This window comes from Salinimicrobium sp. 3283s (genome assembly GCF_039602225.1).
GTDB lineage: Bacteria > Bacteroidota > Bacteroidia > Flavobacteriales > Flavobacteriaceae > Salinimicrobium > Salinimicrobium profundisediminis.
In genome coordinates this window covers 3,591,989-3,608,038 of sequence record NZ_CP143631.1, presented here as the reverse complement: position 1 = coordinate 3,608,038, position 16,050 = coordinate 3,591,989, and the positions used below count along the sequence as shown (strand labels likewise).

General features: G+C 40.0%; 16 protein-coding genes. 2 read left to right on the top strand and 14 right to left on the bottom strand.

Going from position 1 to position 16,050, the window contains the following annotated elements; all coding sequences use genetic code 11:
- Nucleotides 1-135: 135 nt before the first annotated feature.
- The gene (locus tag VS868_RS15995; protein ID WP_345598695.1) at nt 136-2,679 is read right to left on the bottom strand and encodes an FtsX-like permease family protein; all 2,544 of its coding nucleotides are present in this window, start codon (nt 2,677-2,679) and stop codon (nt 136-138) included.
- Nucleotides 2,666-3,349 carry an ABC transporter ATP-binding protein gene (locus VS868_RS15990; RefSeq protein WP_345598694.1) on the bottom strand — a complete coding sequence of 228 codons (684 nt, stop codon included), beginning with the start codon at nt 3,347-3,349 and terminating at the stop codon, nt 2,666-2,668. Before VS868_RS15990 ends, VS868_RS15995 begins: the two co-directional genes overlap by 14 nt.
- A 60-nt stretch (nt 3,350-3,409) precedes the next feature.
- On the opposite strand from VS868_RS15990, the gene VS868_RS15985 reads away from it, so the two are divergent.
- A complete protein-coding gene (locus tag VS868_RS15985) occupies nt 3,410-4,123 on the top strand; it encodes an arylesterase (protein ID WP_345598693.1) in 714 nt (237 codons plus the stop codon).
- A 65-nt stretch (nt 4,124-4,188) separates the two neighbouring features.
- Here VS868_RS15985 and VS868_RS15980 read toward each other — a convergent pair whose 3' ends face one another.
- From VS868_RS15980 to VS868_RS15965, 4 genes are all read right to left on the bottom strand, one after another.
- A complete protein-coding gene (locus tag VS868_RS15980) occupies nt 4,189-4,656 on the bottom strand; it encodes a DinB family protein (protein WP_266068927.1) in 468 nt (155 codons plus the stop codon).
- A 124-nt stretch (nt 4,657-4,780) separates the two neighbouring features.
- Entirely contained in the window at nt 4,781-5,176 is a 396-nt protein-coding gene (locus VS868_RS15975; RefSeq protein WP_266068928.1) for a hypothetical protein, read from the bottom strand.
- Between the two features lie 187 nt (nt 5,177-5,363).
- Nucleotides 5,364-5,828 carry a hypothetical protein gene (locus VS868_RS15970; RefSeq protein ID WP_266068929.1) on the bottom strand — a complete coding sequence of 155 codons (465 nt, stop codon included), beginning with the start codon at nt 5,826-5,828 and terminating at the stop codon, nt 5,364-5,366.
- 66 nt (nt 5,829-5,894) lie between these two features.
- Nucleotides 5,895-6,980, bottom strand: a complete 1,086-nt coding sequence (locus VS868_RS15965) for an endonuclease/exonuclease/phosphatase family protein (RefSeq protein ID WP_266068930.1) — start codon at nt 6,978-6,980, stop codon at nt 5,895-5,897.
- A 252-nt stretch (nt 6,981-7,232) separates the two neighbouring features.
- On the opposite strand from VS868_RS15965, the gene VS868_RS15960 reads away from it, so the two are divergent.
- Nucleotides 7,233-7,898 carry a response regulator gene (locus tag VS868_RS15960; protein WP_266068931.1) on the top strand — a complete coding sequence of 222 codons (666 nt, stop codon included), beginning with the start codon at nt 7,233-7,235 and terminating at the stop codon, nt 7,896-7,898.
- Between the two features lie 175 nt (nt 7,899-8,073).
- Here VS868_RS15960 and VS868_RS15955 read toward each other — a convergent pair whose 3' ends face one another.
- The 8 genes from VS868_RS15955 to VS868_RS15920 all read right to left on the bottom strand — a co-directional run bounded on the left by VS868_RS15955 (nt 8,074) and on the right by VS868_RS15920 (nt 16,025).
- Entirely contained in the window at nt 8,074-8,823 is a 750-nt protein-coding gene (locus VS868_RS15955; protein WP_345599849.1) for a LytTR family DNA-binding domain-containing protein, read from the bottom strand.
- Between the two features lie 13 nt (nt 8,824-8,836).
- Nucleotides 8,837-9,148 carry a 2TM domain-containing protein gene (locus VS868_RS15950; RefSeq protein ID WP_266068932.1) on the bottom strand — a complete coding sequence of 104 codons (312 nt, stop codon included), beginning with the start codon at nt 9,146-9,148 and terminating at the stop codon, nt 8,837-8,839.
- On the bottom strand, nt 9,148-10,473 hold the full coding sequence (locus VS868_RS15945) for a 2TM domain-containing protein (RefSeq protein ID WP_345598692.1): 1,326 nt from the start codon (nt 10,471-10,473) through the stop codon (nt 9,148-9,150). Before VS868_RS15945 ends, VS868_RS15950 begins: the two co-directional genes overlap by 1 nt.
- 81 nt (nt 10,474-10,554) lie before the next feature.
- Nucleotides 10,555-11,190, bottom strand: coding sequence for a hypothetical protein (locus VS868_RS15940; protein ID WP_345598690.1), 636 nt, complete (start codon nt 11,188-11,190; stop codon nt 10,555-10,557).
- A gap of 113 nt (nt 11,191-11,303) precedes the next feature.
- Entirely contained in the window at nt 11,304-12,752 is a 1,449-nt protein-coding gene (locus VS868_RS15935) for a TonB-dependent receptor (protein WP_345598689.1), read from the bottom strand.
- A complete protein-coding gene (locus VS868_RS15930) occupies nt 12,749-13,459 on the bottom strand; it encodes a TonB-dependent receptor (protein WP_345598688.1) in 711 nt (236 codons plus the stop codon). Before VS868_RS15930 ends, VS868_RS15935 begins: the two co-directional genes overlap by 4 nt.
- Before the next feature lie 664 nt (nt 13,460-14,123).
- On the bottom strand, nt 14,124-15,614 hold the full coding sequence (locus VS868_RS15925) for a S41 family peptidase (protein ID WP_345598687.1): 1,491 nt from the start codon (nt 15,612-15,614) through the stop codon (nt 14,124-14,126).
- A 273-nt stretch (nt 15,615-15,887) separates the two neighbouring features.
- Nucleotides 15,888-16,025 carry a hypothetical protein gene (locus VS868_RS15920; protein ID WP_345598686.1) on the bottom strand — a complete coding sequence of 46 codons (138 nt, stop codon included), beginning with the start codon at nt 16,023-16,025 and terminating at the stop codon, nt 15,888-15,890.
- Nucleotides 16,026-16,050: the final 25 nt, after the last annotated feature.

The following is a 16,050-nucleotide window of genomic DNA, read 5'->3' as shown; positions in this document are numbered from 1 at the left end:
CGAGATTACCTTATTCGGTAAAAAATCAGATACAAGAAGGAGTTCAAAAGCTTTTTCTGAAGTTCTAAAAAAGTGCTTTTTCGATCTTCTTTACCTGAATTACTTCGGAATAAATTCAGTTCATAACAAAATGCGCTAATAGCTTTCCTTCCGAAGCACTTCTAATGGCGGACTTTTAATTACGCTTATGCTGTTGGTGAGCCCAATAAATATAACCAGTAGGGTAATTGCCGGAAAGAGCACCAAAAATGGAAAAATAGAAGGCGTAAAAACACTGTCAAATAACAGCCAGGCGAGCAACTGACTGCTTAACAGGGAAAGCAGGATGCCCGATAATGTTCCCAGCGCTCCTAAATAAAAATATTCCAGGGCAAGAATTTTTAGAATTTGAAAACTCCGGGCGCCAATAGTGCGCAGCAAGACACTTTCTCTTATTCGCTGAAATTTGCTGGTGCGAACGGCCCCAAGAAGCACAATGATGCCGGTAAAAATGCTGAAAAAGGCCATGAAGTTAATGAGCCATGCAATTTTATTCAGAAGATCTTCTACTACCGAAATGATTTGCCTGAGATCGAGAATAGAGATATTAGGAAAAGAACTCACCAGTTGCTGTTGTAAAGCTGCACTTGCATTATCATTTGGAACTTTTGTAGTGATTACGCGGAATTGTGGCGCATCTTCCAAGACTCCCCGCGGGAAGACTATGGTGAAATTTGGTTCCATCTGGCTCCAGTCAACCGCCCTCATACTCTTCACTTCGGTATTCATCATTACTCCCTGTACATTGAAGGAAATTTTATCTCCAACTGCCACCTGTGCATCTTCAGCAAAATTATCACTTATTGAAATAGGGATGAGGTTAGTATCATCAACCTGGCGAATCCATTCTCCGGCGGTAAGGGTTTCAGAATTTTTTAAGGAGTCGGTATAAGTTACCCTGAATTCATGATTAAGCACCCAACGGTTAATCCCCGAGGTAGAATCTTCCCTTATCTGGTTTACGGTTCTTCCTTTAATGCTCTGTATGCGCATAGTAACAATGGGAATATTATTAAGTACCGGGCTCCCGCTATTCTTAATAGTTTGTGCCACCGCCTTTGCCTGCTCCGTCTGTACATCAAGCAAGATCATATTTGGGCTGTTCTTTTGTGCATCTAAAGAAGCCTGTGCAAGTAAAACATCTTTGGTAAAATAGAGTGTGCTAATTAAAAAGGTTCCCACTCCAATAGCCAGTACCAGGGTCAAAGTCTGGTTTTGAGGCCTGAATAGATTCTGAAGGCTCTGCCTTGCCGGAAAACCCCAGGCGGCAGGGAAATTTTTCCTGATTAGCTTCATGAATAGTGTGGCAATGCCCGCAAGTATTGCGAAGGTCACAACAATTCCCAGCACAAAGGCCAAAGAGTATTTCCAGTTTTGCAGCAGCCAGTAAGAGAAAAGAAGGATAAAAAGAAAAATGCCTGCCAATACAGCAAGTTTGGCTTTTCCTTTTTTAGGGTTGCTCTCAGATTGTACTCTTAGGGCCTGTAAAGGGGAGACGTACAGCGTACCAATAAGCGGAATTAAGGCAAACAAAACTGCCATAAACAGCCCCAGCAAAATTCCTAAAATGATGATTTGAGGTTTAAAAGTAACCTGGATGCTTACCGGTAAAAGACCTTCGAGCAGTAAAGGAAATAGCTGCTGTAAAAGCAAGCCTGCTATAGTGCCTATAATTCCACCAAGAACGCCCATAGCTGCAATTTGAAGGAGGTATATCATAAAAGACTGCCTTCTTGTTGCTCCCAGGCATTTTAAGATTGCAACCGATTTCAATTTACCTTTAATGTAAATATTTATTGCACTTGCAATCCCTACGCACCCAAGAAGTAAGGCTATAAAGGCTACGAGGTTGAGAAATTTCCCAAAGTTGTCGTAACGCCTGCCAAGTCTTTCACTGGTAGCGGTGTGGGTGTCAAGATCGGCTTCCAGTTTGTCCAGTTGTGGGCCCAGTATTTCGTCCAGCTGTTCAAGATCTGAATTTGCTGCTGCGGTGAAATAGTAATCATAAGAGATACGGCTCCCGGTTTGAATCAGGCCTGTTTCTTCGATTATATGATGAGGAATAACAACAGGTGGGGCTACAGAGCTAAAGAATGAATTGCTGCCGGGAATGGATGTTAAAGCTCCGGCAATGGGCAGGGTTACTTTTCCTATTTTAATACTGTCGCCTGGGTTTAGTTTGAACTGGCGCATTGCAGTGGCATCAACCAAAGCGCCGCCGGTTTGCTGATAGGTCTTTCCTGCCGTAGCAGGGTGGGTTTCCAGCTCTCCATAAAAAGGGAAATCGCCTTCAATTCCTCTTACCTGCACCAGCCTGGTCGTGCCATTTCGGGGAAAGGCAGCCATCGAGGTAAAACTTATTTCCCTGGCAGGGGCACCTCCTAAAGAATCAATAATAGAAAGTACTTCAGGAGTGGGAGCCTGGTCAAGGTCAATTCTATAATCGGCACCCATCATGGCTTTAGATTGCAGTGCGATATTGTCTTTAAGGCTTTCTCCAAAAGATTGTATAGAAACCACGGCAGCAATCCCCAAAATAATCGAGGCCATGAAAAGGCTCAGTTTGCGGCCACTTGCTTTTCCGTCGCGCCAGACCATTTTTATTAGCCAGTAGAAGCTCCCGGTGTTAGTGCTGCTCATGAGTCTCTACAATTTTTCCACCTTTGAGGTGCAGAATACGCTGTGTCATTTTTGCGAGCTCAAGGTCGTGCGTGACGATGATCAACGTGGTTCCTGCCTGTTTGTTGAGCTCAAACAAGAGTTCAATAATTTTTTCTCCTGTTTCGGCATCGAGATTTCCTGTGGGTTCATCGGCGAAGAGGATGGTGGGCCGGTTCGAAAAAGCCCTGGCTACTGCTACCCGCTGTTGTTCCCCGCCCGAAAGCTGTGAAGGATAATGATCAAATCGGCCGCCCAGGCCAACTTTTTCGAGTAAATCTTTTCCAACTTCCGAAGCATTTCTGGCACCCTGTAGCTCAAGCGGAACAGCAACATTCTCTAAAGCCGTTAAAGTGGGAAGTAATTGAAAATCCTGAAAGACAAAGCCGACCTTTTGATTGCGGAGTACTGCCCGCTCATCTTCTGAAAGCGCAGTCAACCCGGTGCCGCAGAGTTCAATACTGCCGCCATCGGGCTTATCCAGCCCCGCACAAAGCCCCAACAAGGTGGTTTTACCGCTGCCCGAAGGCCCCACAATCGCAAAGGTTTCTTTCTCTTCAACATCAAAACTTATGTCGTGGAGCACGGTAAGCAACCTTGAGCCGCTCGAAAAGCTCTTCTTCAGGTTGTGCACGTTCAATATTTTTGTCATCTTTAGTTCGCTTTCAAAAAAAGCAAAATAAGAAATGATTTTCACTTCAAGCCTGTAGCCATGAGAAACCTGTTGTTTTTGCTATTTTTGACACTGCTGTTATTTTCTTCCTGTAAACAAACCGAAAAAGAAGCGCATGAGGCTGAGGTAAATGTTGCTTCGGAAGTTGAAAATGAAACTGAAGATACTGAAGCTTCCGAAGATATTGAAGACACGGGTACTATTCTGTTTTTTGGAGACAGCCTTACCGCAGCTATGGGTCTTGATCCTGCTGAAGGTTATCCGGCAGAAATTCAGAAGATCATCGATTCCCTGGGGCTTAATTACAGGGTGGTAAATGCCGGACTTAGTGGGGAAACCACCGCGGCCGGAAAAAACAGGATCAACTGGGTGCTTAACCAGGAGGTTGATGTTTTTGTACTGGCTCTGGGCGCTAACGATGGCCTTCGCGGAATTGCAGTAGAGGAGACCCGGAAGAACCTGCAGGCCATTATTGATATGGTGCGGCAAAAAAATCCTGATGTGGAGATCATCCTGGCCGGAATGCAGATTCCGCCGAATTTAGGAACAGAATACACTACAGATTTTAAGGAACTCTTCCCCGAACTGGCCCGGCAAAACAATATTCATCTTATTCCTTTTTTACTGGAAGGAGTGGCAGGTGATCCAGAGCTTAACCAGCAGGATGGGATTCATCCAACAGCCGAAGGTTATGATATTGTAGCTATGAACGTGTGGGAAGTTCTTGAACCTGTAATTACAGAAAAAGATTAGGTGTCAAAAATGGCATTTTTGACAGGTCTTTCACAATGTGTTATTAGTTGTAGTGCTTTTATTTTTCAGTCCCATATTCCCGGGCGGGTAACTTTCATTGCTCTTAAGTACGAAAGAAATTGTCCTGCGTGAACAGATTCATGATAACCTATTCTCAATAAATATTTTCCCAGGATTTTCATTTCTCCATTTCCGGGATGAACAATGTGGGTTTCACTTAATTCGGGATCAGAAAATTTTTGAATACTTTCTAAAAATGCTTTTCTATAGGGTTCGGCAAATTCCAGTTCGTCAGAAACACTAACAAAAGGTCTATTTTCACAGGGTGTTTTATAATTCAACATACTCCCATTGTTGATTATAATATTCCATCCATAATCAGCTTCTAAAACGTGCCTGATCATTTCAATTGCAGTCATTGCTTTTTCGTCAGGTTTCCAATTGTAATAGTTTTTAGGAAGTGCTTTCCAAATCTTTATACTTCTTTGCCTTATTTCTGAAAGATTTAAAATGATAAGTTCCGATTGGGTCATTTTCTTAAATTTTAAAAACTCGAATAACGCAAGTTGCGGCTTGGGAATACAAGTTTATCAGTTAAATACTGTTTTTAAAAGGTAGTCAAAAGTGCCATTTTAAAGAAGTAATCCACAATTTGTGTTATTTACTATAGCCAGTTTTTTCAATAATTTTCTTGATCTCTTTTTTATTTGGTAGCCATAGCCATAGTCCGATAATTCCTGTAAATATTGACATTTTGAAGTTGTCATTATTTTTCTTTTTAGAAACAGGTATATATTTTCGCTCAAAAGATCTGAAACGATATGAATAGATTAACTGGTAAATACTTAGGATAATTCCACCGAAAAATATTGCTGTGAACCAAAGGGTTATTAGGCCACTGTCCGTTATTTGGTTTTTTAGGATAAAAATAAAACCACCTATTAAAATTATTCCGATAAATCCAAGATAAAGTGCAGTTAAAACTATTAATCCGATCCTAAATCTTCTAATATCGGATCTAAATTTGTCTGGATGTAGAACTGCAAAATACACTTAATAAGATTTTACAATAACTTTTTAAATTGCCCACAACGGTCTTGGTTACGGCAAGTGGCGTGGAGTAGGGACGCGTCCTTGTCGGCTTAGTTGGTTTTTAATTGGTCTCTAAAATAGCACTTTTCACTATAATGCCCGCTATTTGCTCGTAACCGATGTTGTGCGCTGGCATTCTTCTAAATTTTTATTCTTTTTCAGTTTCTTTATCGTAAATCGAAAATGAGATTTCTTCCATACAGTTTTGACAATCTATCATTCTTAATTTATAATCTGATAGGTCAATATTAAATAAATGATCTGAGTCCCTGTGGACGGAAATGTTTCTACCATCTAAATTTATAAAGTTCATTTGATCAATTTGATAGAGATTTTTATCTACTTGAATTATTTTTATGAAAATTTGTTTATTATCACTCAAACGGGATACAGAATCGAAAATATTTCTCATACTTGGGATTATTTCCAAGTGAAAATTTAAGGAATCTATTTTTCTAGAATATTTTATTATGTGTTTATTGTCAGATATTTTCATCTGAACTTGGTAGTTTTCATTTTCAGTAAATGAATCATATTTGTCTGATTCTTGATTCTGTGCAGAGGAGTTACTCCAAAAAATCATCCTAAGAAATATAAAGAAAATACTTTTCATCTTTTAGCAGGATTTTTTTTGCTTGCGCACAACTTCCGAATAAAAATAAAAAACTATAAAGAATATTCAGGATTGATGTGACTCAGGATGTTGGCCTTTGTCTATTTTTTCTTCGGCCCATTCTTTTTCTTCTTCATCGGGTTCTTCGGTTTCACCATTGCCATTTTTCTCTACGTTTTCAGGTTGATAGACAAGTTTAATGAACATAGGGAAGTGGTCTGATCCCATTTTTTCCAGTCTTTTTAAGCTGAGCAGCAGAAAATCGCTGCTGTGGAAAACATGGTCCAGAGGCCACCTGAAAACGGGATATTGTGCATGAAATGTATTGTAAAAGCCACGACCAATACGCGGATCAAGTAGTCCGCTTAAACGAAGGAAAAGTTTCGTGGTCCTTGACCAGGCCACGTCATTAAGATCTCCAAACACGAGCGTAGCATTTTTACCATCTATTTCTCTTCCTACCAGCAGTAGCTCTGCATCGCGATTTGTGGAAGTATCATCTTCTGAAGGGCTTGGAGGCTTGGGGTGAAGGCAGTGAATATTTACCTTTTCTCCCGATCTTAGTTTTACCTTACCGTGAATTGAAGGAATTTCTTCTGAAATGATATATTTAACATGAATATCCTCCAGCTCAAGTTTTGAGTAGAGGTGCATTCCGTAGAGGTTTTTAAGCGGAATCTTTACCGTATAGGAATATTCTTCTTCTATGCGACTTAGCTCTTTTTCCCATGTTTCATCACTTTCGAGGGTAAGAACAAGGTCGGGGTTCTCCCGAATTATGAGTTTAACGAGCTTATCGTATTTAGTATTGGTTGTAAGTACATTGCTCACAAGTATTGACACCTGTCTTTCTACCTCCTTTCCCCGGTATACTTTTACCTGTTTTGAAGCCAGGTAAGTGTAGGGATAGATCTTTGTTGCCTGGTAGATAAAGCTTAATCCTACCACCACGGTTATGATCGTCTCCCATATCGAACTAAAGTCGAAAGCTACGGCATTGTAGATCATCACCGCAAGGATAAGAACACTTATCTGCAATCTGGGAAAATCGAAATCTCTAATCCACCACTGGTCAAACCGGCTTATTGAGGCCGCTGTGGGAAACAGGATAATAAAACTGAGGATGTAAGCAGTTACTTCTGCAATATTCATATTCTTGGTTAAGATGGCTGCTTCAAATATACTGTTTTGTGTTTATTTGAAAACCTGCACAGTTCTTTTCTTGCTGAATTCTTTTAAACTCAAGCTGCTAAGGGTGCAGCAGCGGGAAATATTGAAATAAAAAATCTCAAACGTTTTCGTTTTTTTTAGTGAATTACGGTTTTCCGTAATAGAACCTGAATTGTTTGTCTTAATTTTGGGGCAAAGAAAGTCATTAAAGTGGGTTTACCTGTTCAAAGAGCGATGTTTCAAAAGGTACTTGTAGCAGAAGATATTGACAGTATTAACCTGGCAGTTGCCGGATTACTGAATGATCTTGGAATATGCACGGTAGAACATGCCCAATATTGCGATGAAGCCTGGTTGCTTTTTAAAAAGGCAAAAAGGGAAGGGAGTCCATTTGATCTTCTTATTTGCGACCTGTCTTTCAGGCCCGATCATCGTCCTGAGAAATTAAGGTCGGGTAAAGAGTTGATTTCAGCGGTTAAAGAAGAAGACCCCGATTTAAAGGTGTTGGTAAACACTATTGAAGATAATCCACAAACTGTTCGCACCCTTTGGGAATCGGGTAATATTGATGGATATGTCTCTAAAGACCGGCATGGAATGCGCGACCTCAGGGAGGCAATTCAGGCGGTCAACAAAGGTGATAAGTACAATTCTTTGCGCATTGAAAGACTTTTGAGAGACGACACTATTTTAATTCTGGGAGACTGGGAGATGGAACTTTTAAGGTCTATTGCTACAGGCTACACGCAGGATGAAATAGAGGGAGATTTTAAAACAAGGGGAATAACACCAAACAGCAGGAGTTCTATAGAAAAAAGACTAAAAGAGCTTCGCGAAGATTTTGGAGCCAATACAACCCCGCATTTAGTGGGTATATTGAAAGATCTTAAATTGATCTAACTAGATAAAGAAAGGCCGTCATTTTCTGCCATGCTTCCGGGAATGTAGGGTAACCGGAATGCTCGTAGAGAAGGCGGCTTCTTTTTTGACTTGTTTTTGCTCTCAACTCTTATTGAAGTATCTCCATAGGATATGATTTCGTCTGGTTTAGTACAGAAAACAGGCATACTCCCAATCATTGCAACCAATCTTTAAAATCTTTCACGCGTTCCCGGCTTACTATGATCTGTTCCCCATTGTAATCCTTCAGTTTTACTTCAAGCCGCATATTTGAATAGGTGAGTATGTCTTCAATAGCCTCCATTGCGATTATGAATTTTCGACTCACCCTGAAGAATTTTTCAGGATCTAATTCAGGTTCCAGCTTGTCCAGGCTGCCATGCAGCAGGTAGCTTCTGTTTCCGGAAGTATGGAGGTAGCTGGCTTTATTTTCGGAATAAAAACAAACAACTTCTGAAACATCTATGAGTTTTAAATGCTGCCCCACCTGTATGGAGAAGCGCTTCTTAAAACCTGAACCGGGGATGTTTAGCAGAGATTTAAGCTCATTAAAACTTACATTAACATCCCTTTTTTGATGGTTGTTTTGAAACTTTTTAACCGCGGCTGCCAGCTCTTCGTCATCTATAGGCTTCAGGAGGTAGTCTATACTATTTAGCTTGAAAGCCTGTAGTGCATATTCGTCATAGGCAGTGGTGAATATTATTGGACTTTTAATTTCAATATCTTCAAAGATTTCGAAGGAAAGCCCATCGCTCAACTGGATGTCCAAAAAGATTAAATCGGGGTGCTGGTTTTTTAAAAACCAATCGCGGGCTTCCTCAACAGAATGCAGGGTGGTTCTTACTTTTACTCCCAGGCTCTCCAACATGCGCTGCAACCTTCGCGCAGATGGTTTTTCGTCTTCAACAATAACTGCTTGTATCATCTATAAAAATTTATTCCCAGGTGTTTCTTTGTTCTTTATCCATAATTTCCCTGATTTTTCGCTCTTCCCAGTTCTTTCCGAAGAAAACATCGGGACCAAAAACATTACACCAATGAAAAAATAGTCCAATTCCCCAAAAGAAGGCAGTGAAGTAATTACCCAGATCCTGCATGCCTTCAATTAAGCCTCTTCCTCTTGTATTCACTGCAATAATGGCAATATTAATAAACAGGTACACCAGCATGTGCACATAAAATCCTTTAATTTTTTTCACCCTTTTTTTAGCGAGTTGATACTGAAAGGATTTATCATTTGTTTCCATTAGTTCCAGGTTTTTGTGCATTGTTTTTCTTTTTCCATCAATTCCTGTATTTTTCGTTCTTCCCAGTTGGCACCGTAACCAAAGACCGAGAAGCCATGAATTACAAGTCCAAGACCCCAGCCTGCCATTGGAAACCAGAACCACTGGAAGTCCCAATAAGTATAGTAGTTAACTAAAACGAGCCCAGGGATCACGAGACAGTAAGAGATTAAATTGCCGTAGAATTCCTTAATCTCTTTTACTCGTCGCTTAGCTTTAAAATATGCATTGTTTTCTGATATATTTTCTGTTTTCATGATGTTGATTTGTTTGGTGAGTATCGGAATTTTTACTGAAAATTTCTCTGAGTCTTTAATAATCTGGACTTCCCGTCGGGTTACAAGACCATACCGGCTAACGATGTTTTGTAGCCCTACTCCCGCACGTTTTTGTAAAACTTCTTTTTCCTGAAGGTTGTTCTCCAGCACCAGGTAACCGTCTTCTTCAAATATTTTAATGCGCAGAGGTTTGTTTTCACTCACTACGTTGTGTTTTATAGTATTTTCCAGCAACAATTGTAATGATAAAGGAACAACTTTGGCTTCCGGGGTTGAAAGTTGCCCGGGAACCTCAAAATAAATGCTGTTTTCAAACCTCATTTTTAAAAGGTTTATATAGGTCACCGCAAATTTAATTTCCTCCTCAAGGTCTACCAGCTCCTTGTCTTTTTGCTCCAGTACATACCTGTAAATCTTGGAAAGACCGGTAGTGAATTTTTGAGCCTGCTCCGGATTTTCTTCAATAAGGGAAGTAAGTACGTTAAGACTATTGAATAAAAAATGCGGATCAATTTGATTCTTAAGGCTCTCAAATTTCGCTGAAGCATTCCCTGCAATAATTTTTTGTTCTGTAACTCTTTTATCCTGGAGTGCTTTATAAAAATACACCAGATGAAAAATAAGCGATATAAAGGCGGTTAAGAATAAGGGAAAAAGATAATAGCTCAGCTTTTCATTGGCTAAGAAATGCTGTACCGTGAAGCCCTGGAAAAGCGTCTCATCTATAAGCCTGCAAAGAAAAAAGCCTATCATTGTAAGCACAATAGAACCCACAGCTGCCAAAATAATCCTCATTAAATTCGCTCCCTGCCATCCAATCTTCCTGGCAAAAAGGTCGAAATAGGTTGAGTTTAGAGCGGTGAGAACGAAAGAATAAAAAAAGTATGTTCCCCATACACTCCAGTCCATTATGTTTTTCCAACGGTGTGCACCAAAAAGGCTATTTATGAGAACGAGTCCTGCACAAATAATAATTGAGATCTTTATGATTTTGAGAATTTCTTTCACTTTTTTAATATTTGAGATGAGCTAATTTCGGTTCTTTTCCGGTTTTTTAAATATATATTTTTTTTTGGGTACTGTTAAAGACTACTTATTGTTACATGTCTGTTCAATGAGCTTTTTCATTCTTTCTTCTCCCCATGCGGGAGCCACTGTGGGAGCGTGATCTTCTTCTGCAAAGAGCTCAAGCCCTGCTTCTAAAGTAGGACAATATTTAGTGGGATCTTCACCATAGTAGGCTGCAGTGCCCATATCCCATTCAGTTTTTGAGAGAAATAACCGGGGGTTGTCTGGGGCTAATTTAGAAGCTTCAGAATAAATTCCTGAAATCACAGGCGCCAGTTTCATCCCGTAGGTTGAAGGATCAATGGTTAGCCTTGAGGTGTGCAACATGGCCTGTAGGATCATGATCTCTACTTTATCGGCATTACGGTTTTTTGCTTTGTCAAGTAAATTCTGGGCTTCTGTAAGCATTTGTTCTTTTTGGACTCTGTTGGTCACAGGGAAGCTTTCTACGATCTTAATTTGTGATGCATAATAATACGGAAGCCAATTTTCTGCTTCGGCGCCGGCAATACGTTCAAAAAGATTGGCTGCCTCTTCGGGTTTTTGATCTTCCCATAGCTCCAGGGCTCTGGTCATTTCCTGCTCATATTGTGTCTGGGCGTTTAAACCAATAGCAGTAAAAAGGGAGAGGGCGATAGTGATGATAAATGCTTGCATAATGAGGTGGTTTTACGGTTAATATTAAAATCTATTTCGAAATTGCAGTTTTTTTGTTCAAGCCTGAATTCATTTTTACTGAACTGTAATATTTTAATGATGAGCTGAAACCTTTAGAGATTTTCCAGTTGATTTTTGCTTTTATTACTGCTGATGGTCCAGAAGAACCCGACAAAGAAGAACCTATCGGCTGCCGGGGTAATTGCCTGCCTCTCAAAAATGCCATTTTCGTCAGCCGTTTTTGCGTAATCATAGTTAAAGACGTTCCTGCTACCCAAAACATTGGAGACAGAGAAATAAATGATCTTTTGCTGACTAAGTAGATATGCCCAGTTAAAGCTGAGGCTATTGTAGTTTTTCGTTTTCCTATTCATAAATCCTGAAGTATTGAGATCTTCATAAGGCCTTCTCGAAGCGAAGGTATAGGTGAGACCCGCCTGACTCCTTAATTCCTCAATCCAATATTTTGTCACCAGGCTTACTGTGTGGTTGGCGACAAATTGTGGAGTGGTCTTTATCGGGAAATTTCTAAAATCCCGTTGTGAGTCAATGAAACTGTAAGAGATCCAATACTGCAGGTTTTCGAAACTTTTATCATCCCTAAAAAAGAAATCAGCACCACGGGCGTAACCGTATCCTTCATTGGTATAAGCACTATTATAGCCGGGTTCGGGCGTATTGAACTTAATGAGATCATTGTATTCTTTGTGATATGCTTCTGCCCGTAAAATGTAACCGGGGCGCGTCCATTGATAATTTAGAATGTAATGCGTAGCGGTTTCAGGCTCCAGGGTTTGATCAAATTTCAGTAAATCATTTTCAGGCTGTTGCAGGTATTGTCCGTAGGCCAGGGAAAGCTGTCCGTCTTTTCCGGTTTTCATAGCCATTGAAAGTCGGGGTAACCAGTAAAACTGTTTTTTTAAGTCCAGATAAGTACCACGGAAACCCGTTTTAAGCGCAAATTTTTTACTGAATATAAAATCGGCTTCAGCAAATCCTGCTGAAACTTCGGGTTTAATCTGAAGCTCTTCAAGATTTTCAGAAGCAATAAAATCTTCAGAAAAAGTTTTATATATATACTCTCCTCCGAAGTAAAGTTTGATACGATTGCTGAACCTTTTGCTCATTTTCAGTTTTAAATTGGCAGCCAATTCCCGATTTTCAATTTGGGTGAGGTCTATATCAAATTTGTTGCGGCTGTATGAGGCGCTTACTCCGTGGTTAAAACTCCAGCCATTCCCAAGAGCCGATTTATAGGAAAGGTTGGTGTAGAGGTTTTCATTTCTCAGGCTAAAGTTTACCGGCTGGGGTTGGTCAATATCGGGTTGAAGTACTTCGAGGTTGGTAAGCTCATAAGCAGTATACCACTTAAAAATGCCATTTTTGCTATGCTTTCTGTAAACACTTTCACTGCTAAAACTCTGGTATGGTTTTTTAAACTTTGCCTGCTCGTTATTGGGCACTAATTTAAGATAAGGGAAAAGGTTGATGTAACCTGTATTTAAAGAGAGGGAGGATTTTTGCCATTTTTGAGTGTGTCCCAGCCCGACACCTACACTCATGAGCGAAATATTGGTTTCAGTTTGGTCTGGTTCGGCAATGGTATTCGGAGTAAAACCCCTGAAAGTGCCTGTCCATATTCGGCTGAATAACCACCTGTAGAAAAAGTTATTCCGTCGAAAAGAAAAGGGGAGTATCTCCCGCGACTGGGCAGGTTATTAGCAGAAGAAGTATAAGGTTGGAATACCCTGAGCCCATCAATAAAGACTGCGGTTTCTCCGGCTGTACCTCCTCTTACAAAAAGACGGCCATCTTCTCCTACCGGCTGAGTGCCGGGAAGGGTTTGTAAAGCGGCCATAAGATCTCCTGCCACCCCTGCCGTGGTAACTACATCAAGAGGTTTTAACACAGTGACTTTAGAGTTGTCTCCCGCAGAAAATGTGCCTGCGCTAAGAGTAACAGCATCAAGAGCCGTAACATCTTCCCTTAGCTTTATAAACAGGTGCTGCGCAGTGTTTACCTGTATCTTTTTGCGTGCGGTTTCAAAAGAAATGTAGGAGATCACGAGGATTTGTTCCCCCCGGTTTTTAGTAGAAAAAGAGAATTCTCCAAAAGAGTTTGTAGTGGCGCCATCATAGGTTCCTTCCAGGTAAACGTTGGCACCGGCAATTGGCTGCTCGTTCCGGTCGGTTACTTTTCCGGAAATTTGATTCTGGGCCTGCAGCGATAATGTAAGGAACAATCCCACCAATGTAAATACCGACTTCATCTTATTAGTTTTTGTAAAGATGAACAGCTTACAATGTTTGCAGAACTAAATTCTACTGAATGGAAGGATTTTAAAGATGAAGTGTGTTTTCAGAGGAAAGTAGTTTTTCTGGGTAGAGTTAGAGCAAAAACCAGAAGATGAAAATTATAGTTCCAAGACTAATAATTCCGGTGAAGATCAATTGACCTTTTAGAAATAGCCAATCCCAGTTAATTTGCGCAAGATATGCCTCAAGGAAAACTTTTTTGTATAATCGTTTTTCTCTTAATCTCATAATTGTGGTATTTGGTCATAGCTATAGAAGCAATACCAATTCCATTTTGAAGAAGCAAGAAGAATAAATACTATGAAATACCTAAAGCTATATGTGGCGAAGAGGTTTAAATGCCTTATTTACAATAGATTGTGTTTTGTGTAAGTGGTTTCATACAACCCTGTCGATATGTAAATTTCTCCATATAATAATGGCTGAATATGGGGATTTAGCCAATAGATTAACAAAAAATGATGAATTTTTCCACAGAAAGGTGTAGACTAGATAAGAACTAAATTTCTTTGCGTTATTCGTTCATGGGCTTGAACACAAAAAAAGAGGCTCCTTTCGAAGCCTCTTGATTGTCAATCTCTAATTGGATTAGAGAGATTTGAGTTCTTTTAATTCTGGTTATTTTCTTCTGATAATCGCAGGCACCTTATCAAGGTACATTCTCTGGTAGTAAGGTTCAAACATTTCTCCGTCTCCTACAATTTTCAGGGTGCTTTCTGATCTTTTTTGTTGGGCAGAAGCTGCGGCGGCTGGTGAGATTCCCTGTATATGGTTTAAAGCTGCCTGTAAAAATGGTTCATCGGGACTTCCCAGTGTACCAAGATTATTAATGTCTTCCCTCATTTCTACATCAGGCTTCAAGCCGTTAAAGTAATCGGATTTTCCATTGGCGTTGGCCGATTTTAGTACAAGCGGTTGTAGGGCATAGGTATGGTTCTTATTTACTTCGGTATCTTTGGAAAAGTCTTCACTGTCATACAAGGTTACCGAAGCCTGAAATTTACCAGTTGTTGTTTCGCCTATCTGTACTACCTCAATGTAAGGTTCAAGTCCGTTGATGATAAGTTCGCTGGCCGAAGCTGTACTCGCTGTAGTTAAAACATACACTTTTGAAAGGTTAAGACTGTTTATGGTCTCACCGGTTCTTATTTTGCTGTCAAATAGATTCAGCAATCTCTCGGGAGCATTTTCTTCAAAATATTTCTGGTAAGTCTCATTCCACATTTCCTGCATAAATACTTCTCCTTCAAATTGACCGGTGATCATGCTGGCAAGATCTACGGCAGATTCTACATCTCCACCGCCATTGTACCTAAGATCAAGAATGAGTTCATCAACGCCCTGGCTTTTAAGTTCGCCAAAAGCCTGGTTCAATTCGTCATCAAAGTTCCCAATAAAGCTGTTATACATTAGGTATCCCACCTGTATCCCGTCTACTTCAAGAGTTTTCACCACTTGAACCGGGTTTGCAGTGTATGAGGAATGATCAAGAGTAACAGTTTCGTCTGTAAGTACCAGCGTGTTATTTTCCACTTTTCCAATGTTAATGGTAAGGGAGTTTGAATCGAGTAGAGACTCTAGATTGTTTAAGGTGATTTTTTCTCCGTTTATTTCTGTGAAAATAGTTCCGCGGGTAAGACCGGCTTCGGCGGCAGGAGTATTAGGAATAACATACTGAAGAAATCCGAAGAGGTAATTGGTACCGGTAATTCTACCCAAACCAAAATCCATTCCGGCTGTACTGCTGCTTACGCCATTAAATTGATCTTCAAGCGCCTTATAGTCATCTGTAATAAAGCTGAATTTATCGCTGGAAGACTTAAGACTCTCAAAAAGGGATTCCGGAGTGCTGAAGCCAGCGAGATAATCAAGTTTTTCATCTTCAGAATTAAAATAATTATCGGTCAGAACATCAACATCTGCTTTATAAAGGTAGATCTCGTTCATTCCCGAATAGATGAAGTCTTCGACTTCCAGCTCCTGTGCCACCACATTTTCCTCCGGATTCTTCGATGTAGGTTCTTTTTCAAGAACTTCATCGTCTTTAGAACAGGATGTGAAAATGAAGGCAAACGCGGCAAATAGTAAGGTGAAGTTTTTAATCTTCATATAGATGTGAGTTTTAGTAGTTAGGTAGATACTTAAAAAGCTGTGTGTTTACTTTAAAGCAGCAACCGTGCCAGAATAAGTTAAATGGTGTAGGCTAAGATCATTACGGGCTTGAAAGGGCAAATGCTTCTGAAATATTCAGGAGTAATACCTTACAAATTTAGCTAAAGCAGGTAAATTTTTCTTTCCGAATTTAAAATAATTTCTTCCGAAGTAACCAGTGAAAAATTAGGTGTCAAAAATGCCATTTTTGAGAGGTAATTTCAGAAATATTCAGTTTAAATCATTCTTTTTTTGCTCTTCCTGTTCTCTTTTGTGTACCTGCTTTCTAAGCTTGATCACAGTGTACACAGCAACAGCAATTAAAACTACTCCTGAAATAATGGCAAAACCCCATGCGGTACCCGACATAATTATTTTTTTCTAAAATAGTAAA

Excerpts from the sequence above, each read along its gene's own strand:
- VS868_RS15995 (WP_345598695.1), bottom strand. The coding sequence starts at position 2,679 with ATGAGCAGCACTAACACCGGGAGCTTCTACTGGCTAATAAAAATGGTC.
- VS868_RS15990 (WP_345598694.1), bottom strand. The coding sequence starts at position 3,349 with ATGACAAAAATATTGAACGTGCACAACCTGAAGAAGAGCTTTTCGAGC.
- VS868_RS15985 (WP_345598693.1), top strand. The coding sequence starts at position 3,410 with ATGAGAAACCTGTTGTTTTTGCTATTTTTGACACTGCTGTTATTTTCT.
- VS868_RS15980 (WP_266068927.1), bottom strand. The coding sequence starts at position 4,656 with ATGACCCAATCGGAACTTATCATTTTAAATCTTTCAGAAATAAGGCAA.
- VS868_RS15970 (WP_266068929.1), bottom strand. The coding sequence starts at position 5,828 with ATGAAAAGTATTTTCTTTATATTTCTTAGGATGATTTTTTGGAGTAAC.
- VS868_RS15965 (WP_266068930.1), bottom strand. The coding sequence starts at position 6,980 with ATGAATATTGCAGAAGTAACTGCTTACATCCTCAGTTTTATTATCCTG.
- VS868_RS15960 (WP_266068931.1), top strand. The coding sequence starts at position 7,233 with ATGTTTCAAAAGGTACTTGTAGCAGAAGATATTGACAGTATTAACCTG.
- VS868_RS15950 (WP_266068932.1), bottom strand. The coding sequence starts at position 9,148 with ATGGAAACAAATGATAAATCCTTTCAGTATCAACTCGCTAAAAAAAGG.
- VS868_RS15940 (WP_345598690.1), bottom strand. The coding sequence starts at position 11,190 with ATGCAAGCATTTATCATCACTATCGCCCTCTCCCTTTTTACTGCTATT.
- VS868_RS15935 (WP_345598689.1), bottom strand. The coding sequence starts at position 12,752 with ATGAGTGTAGGTGTCGGGCTGGGACACACTCAAAAATGGCAAAAATCC.
- VS868_RS15930 (WP_345598688.1), bottom strand. The coding sequence starts at position 13,459 with ATGAAGTCGGTATTTACATTGGTGGGATTGTTCCTTACATTATCGCTG.
- VS868_RS15925 (WP_345598687.1), bottom strand. The coding sequence starts at position 15,614 with ATGAAGATTAAAAACTTCACCTTACTATTTGCCGCGTTTGCCTTCATT.
- VS868_RS15920 (WP_345598686.1), bottom strand. The coding sequence starts at position 16,025 with ATGTCGGGTACCGCATGGGGTTTTGCCATTATTTCAGGAGTAGTTTTA.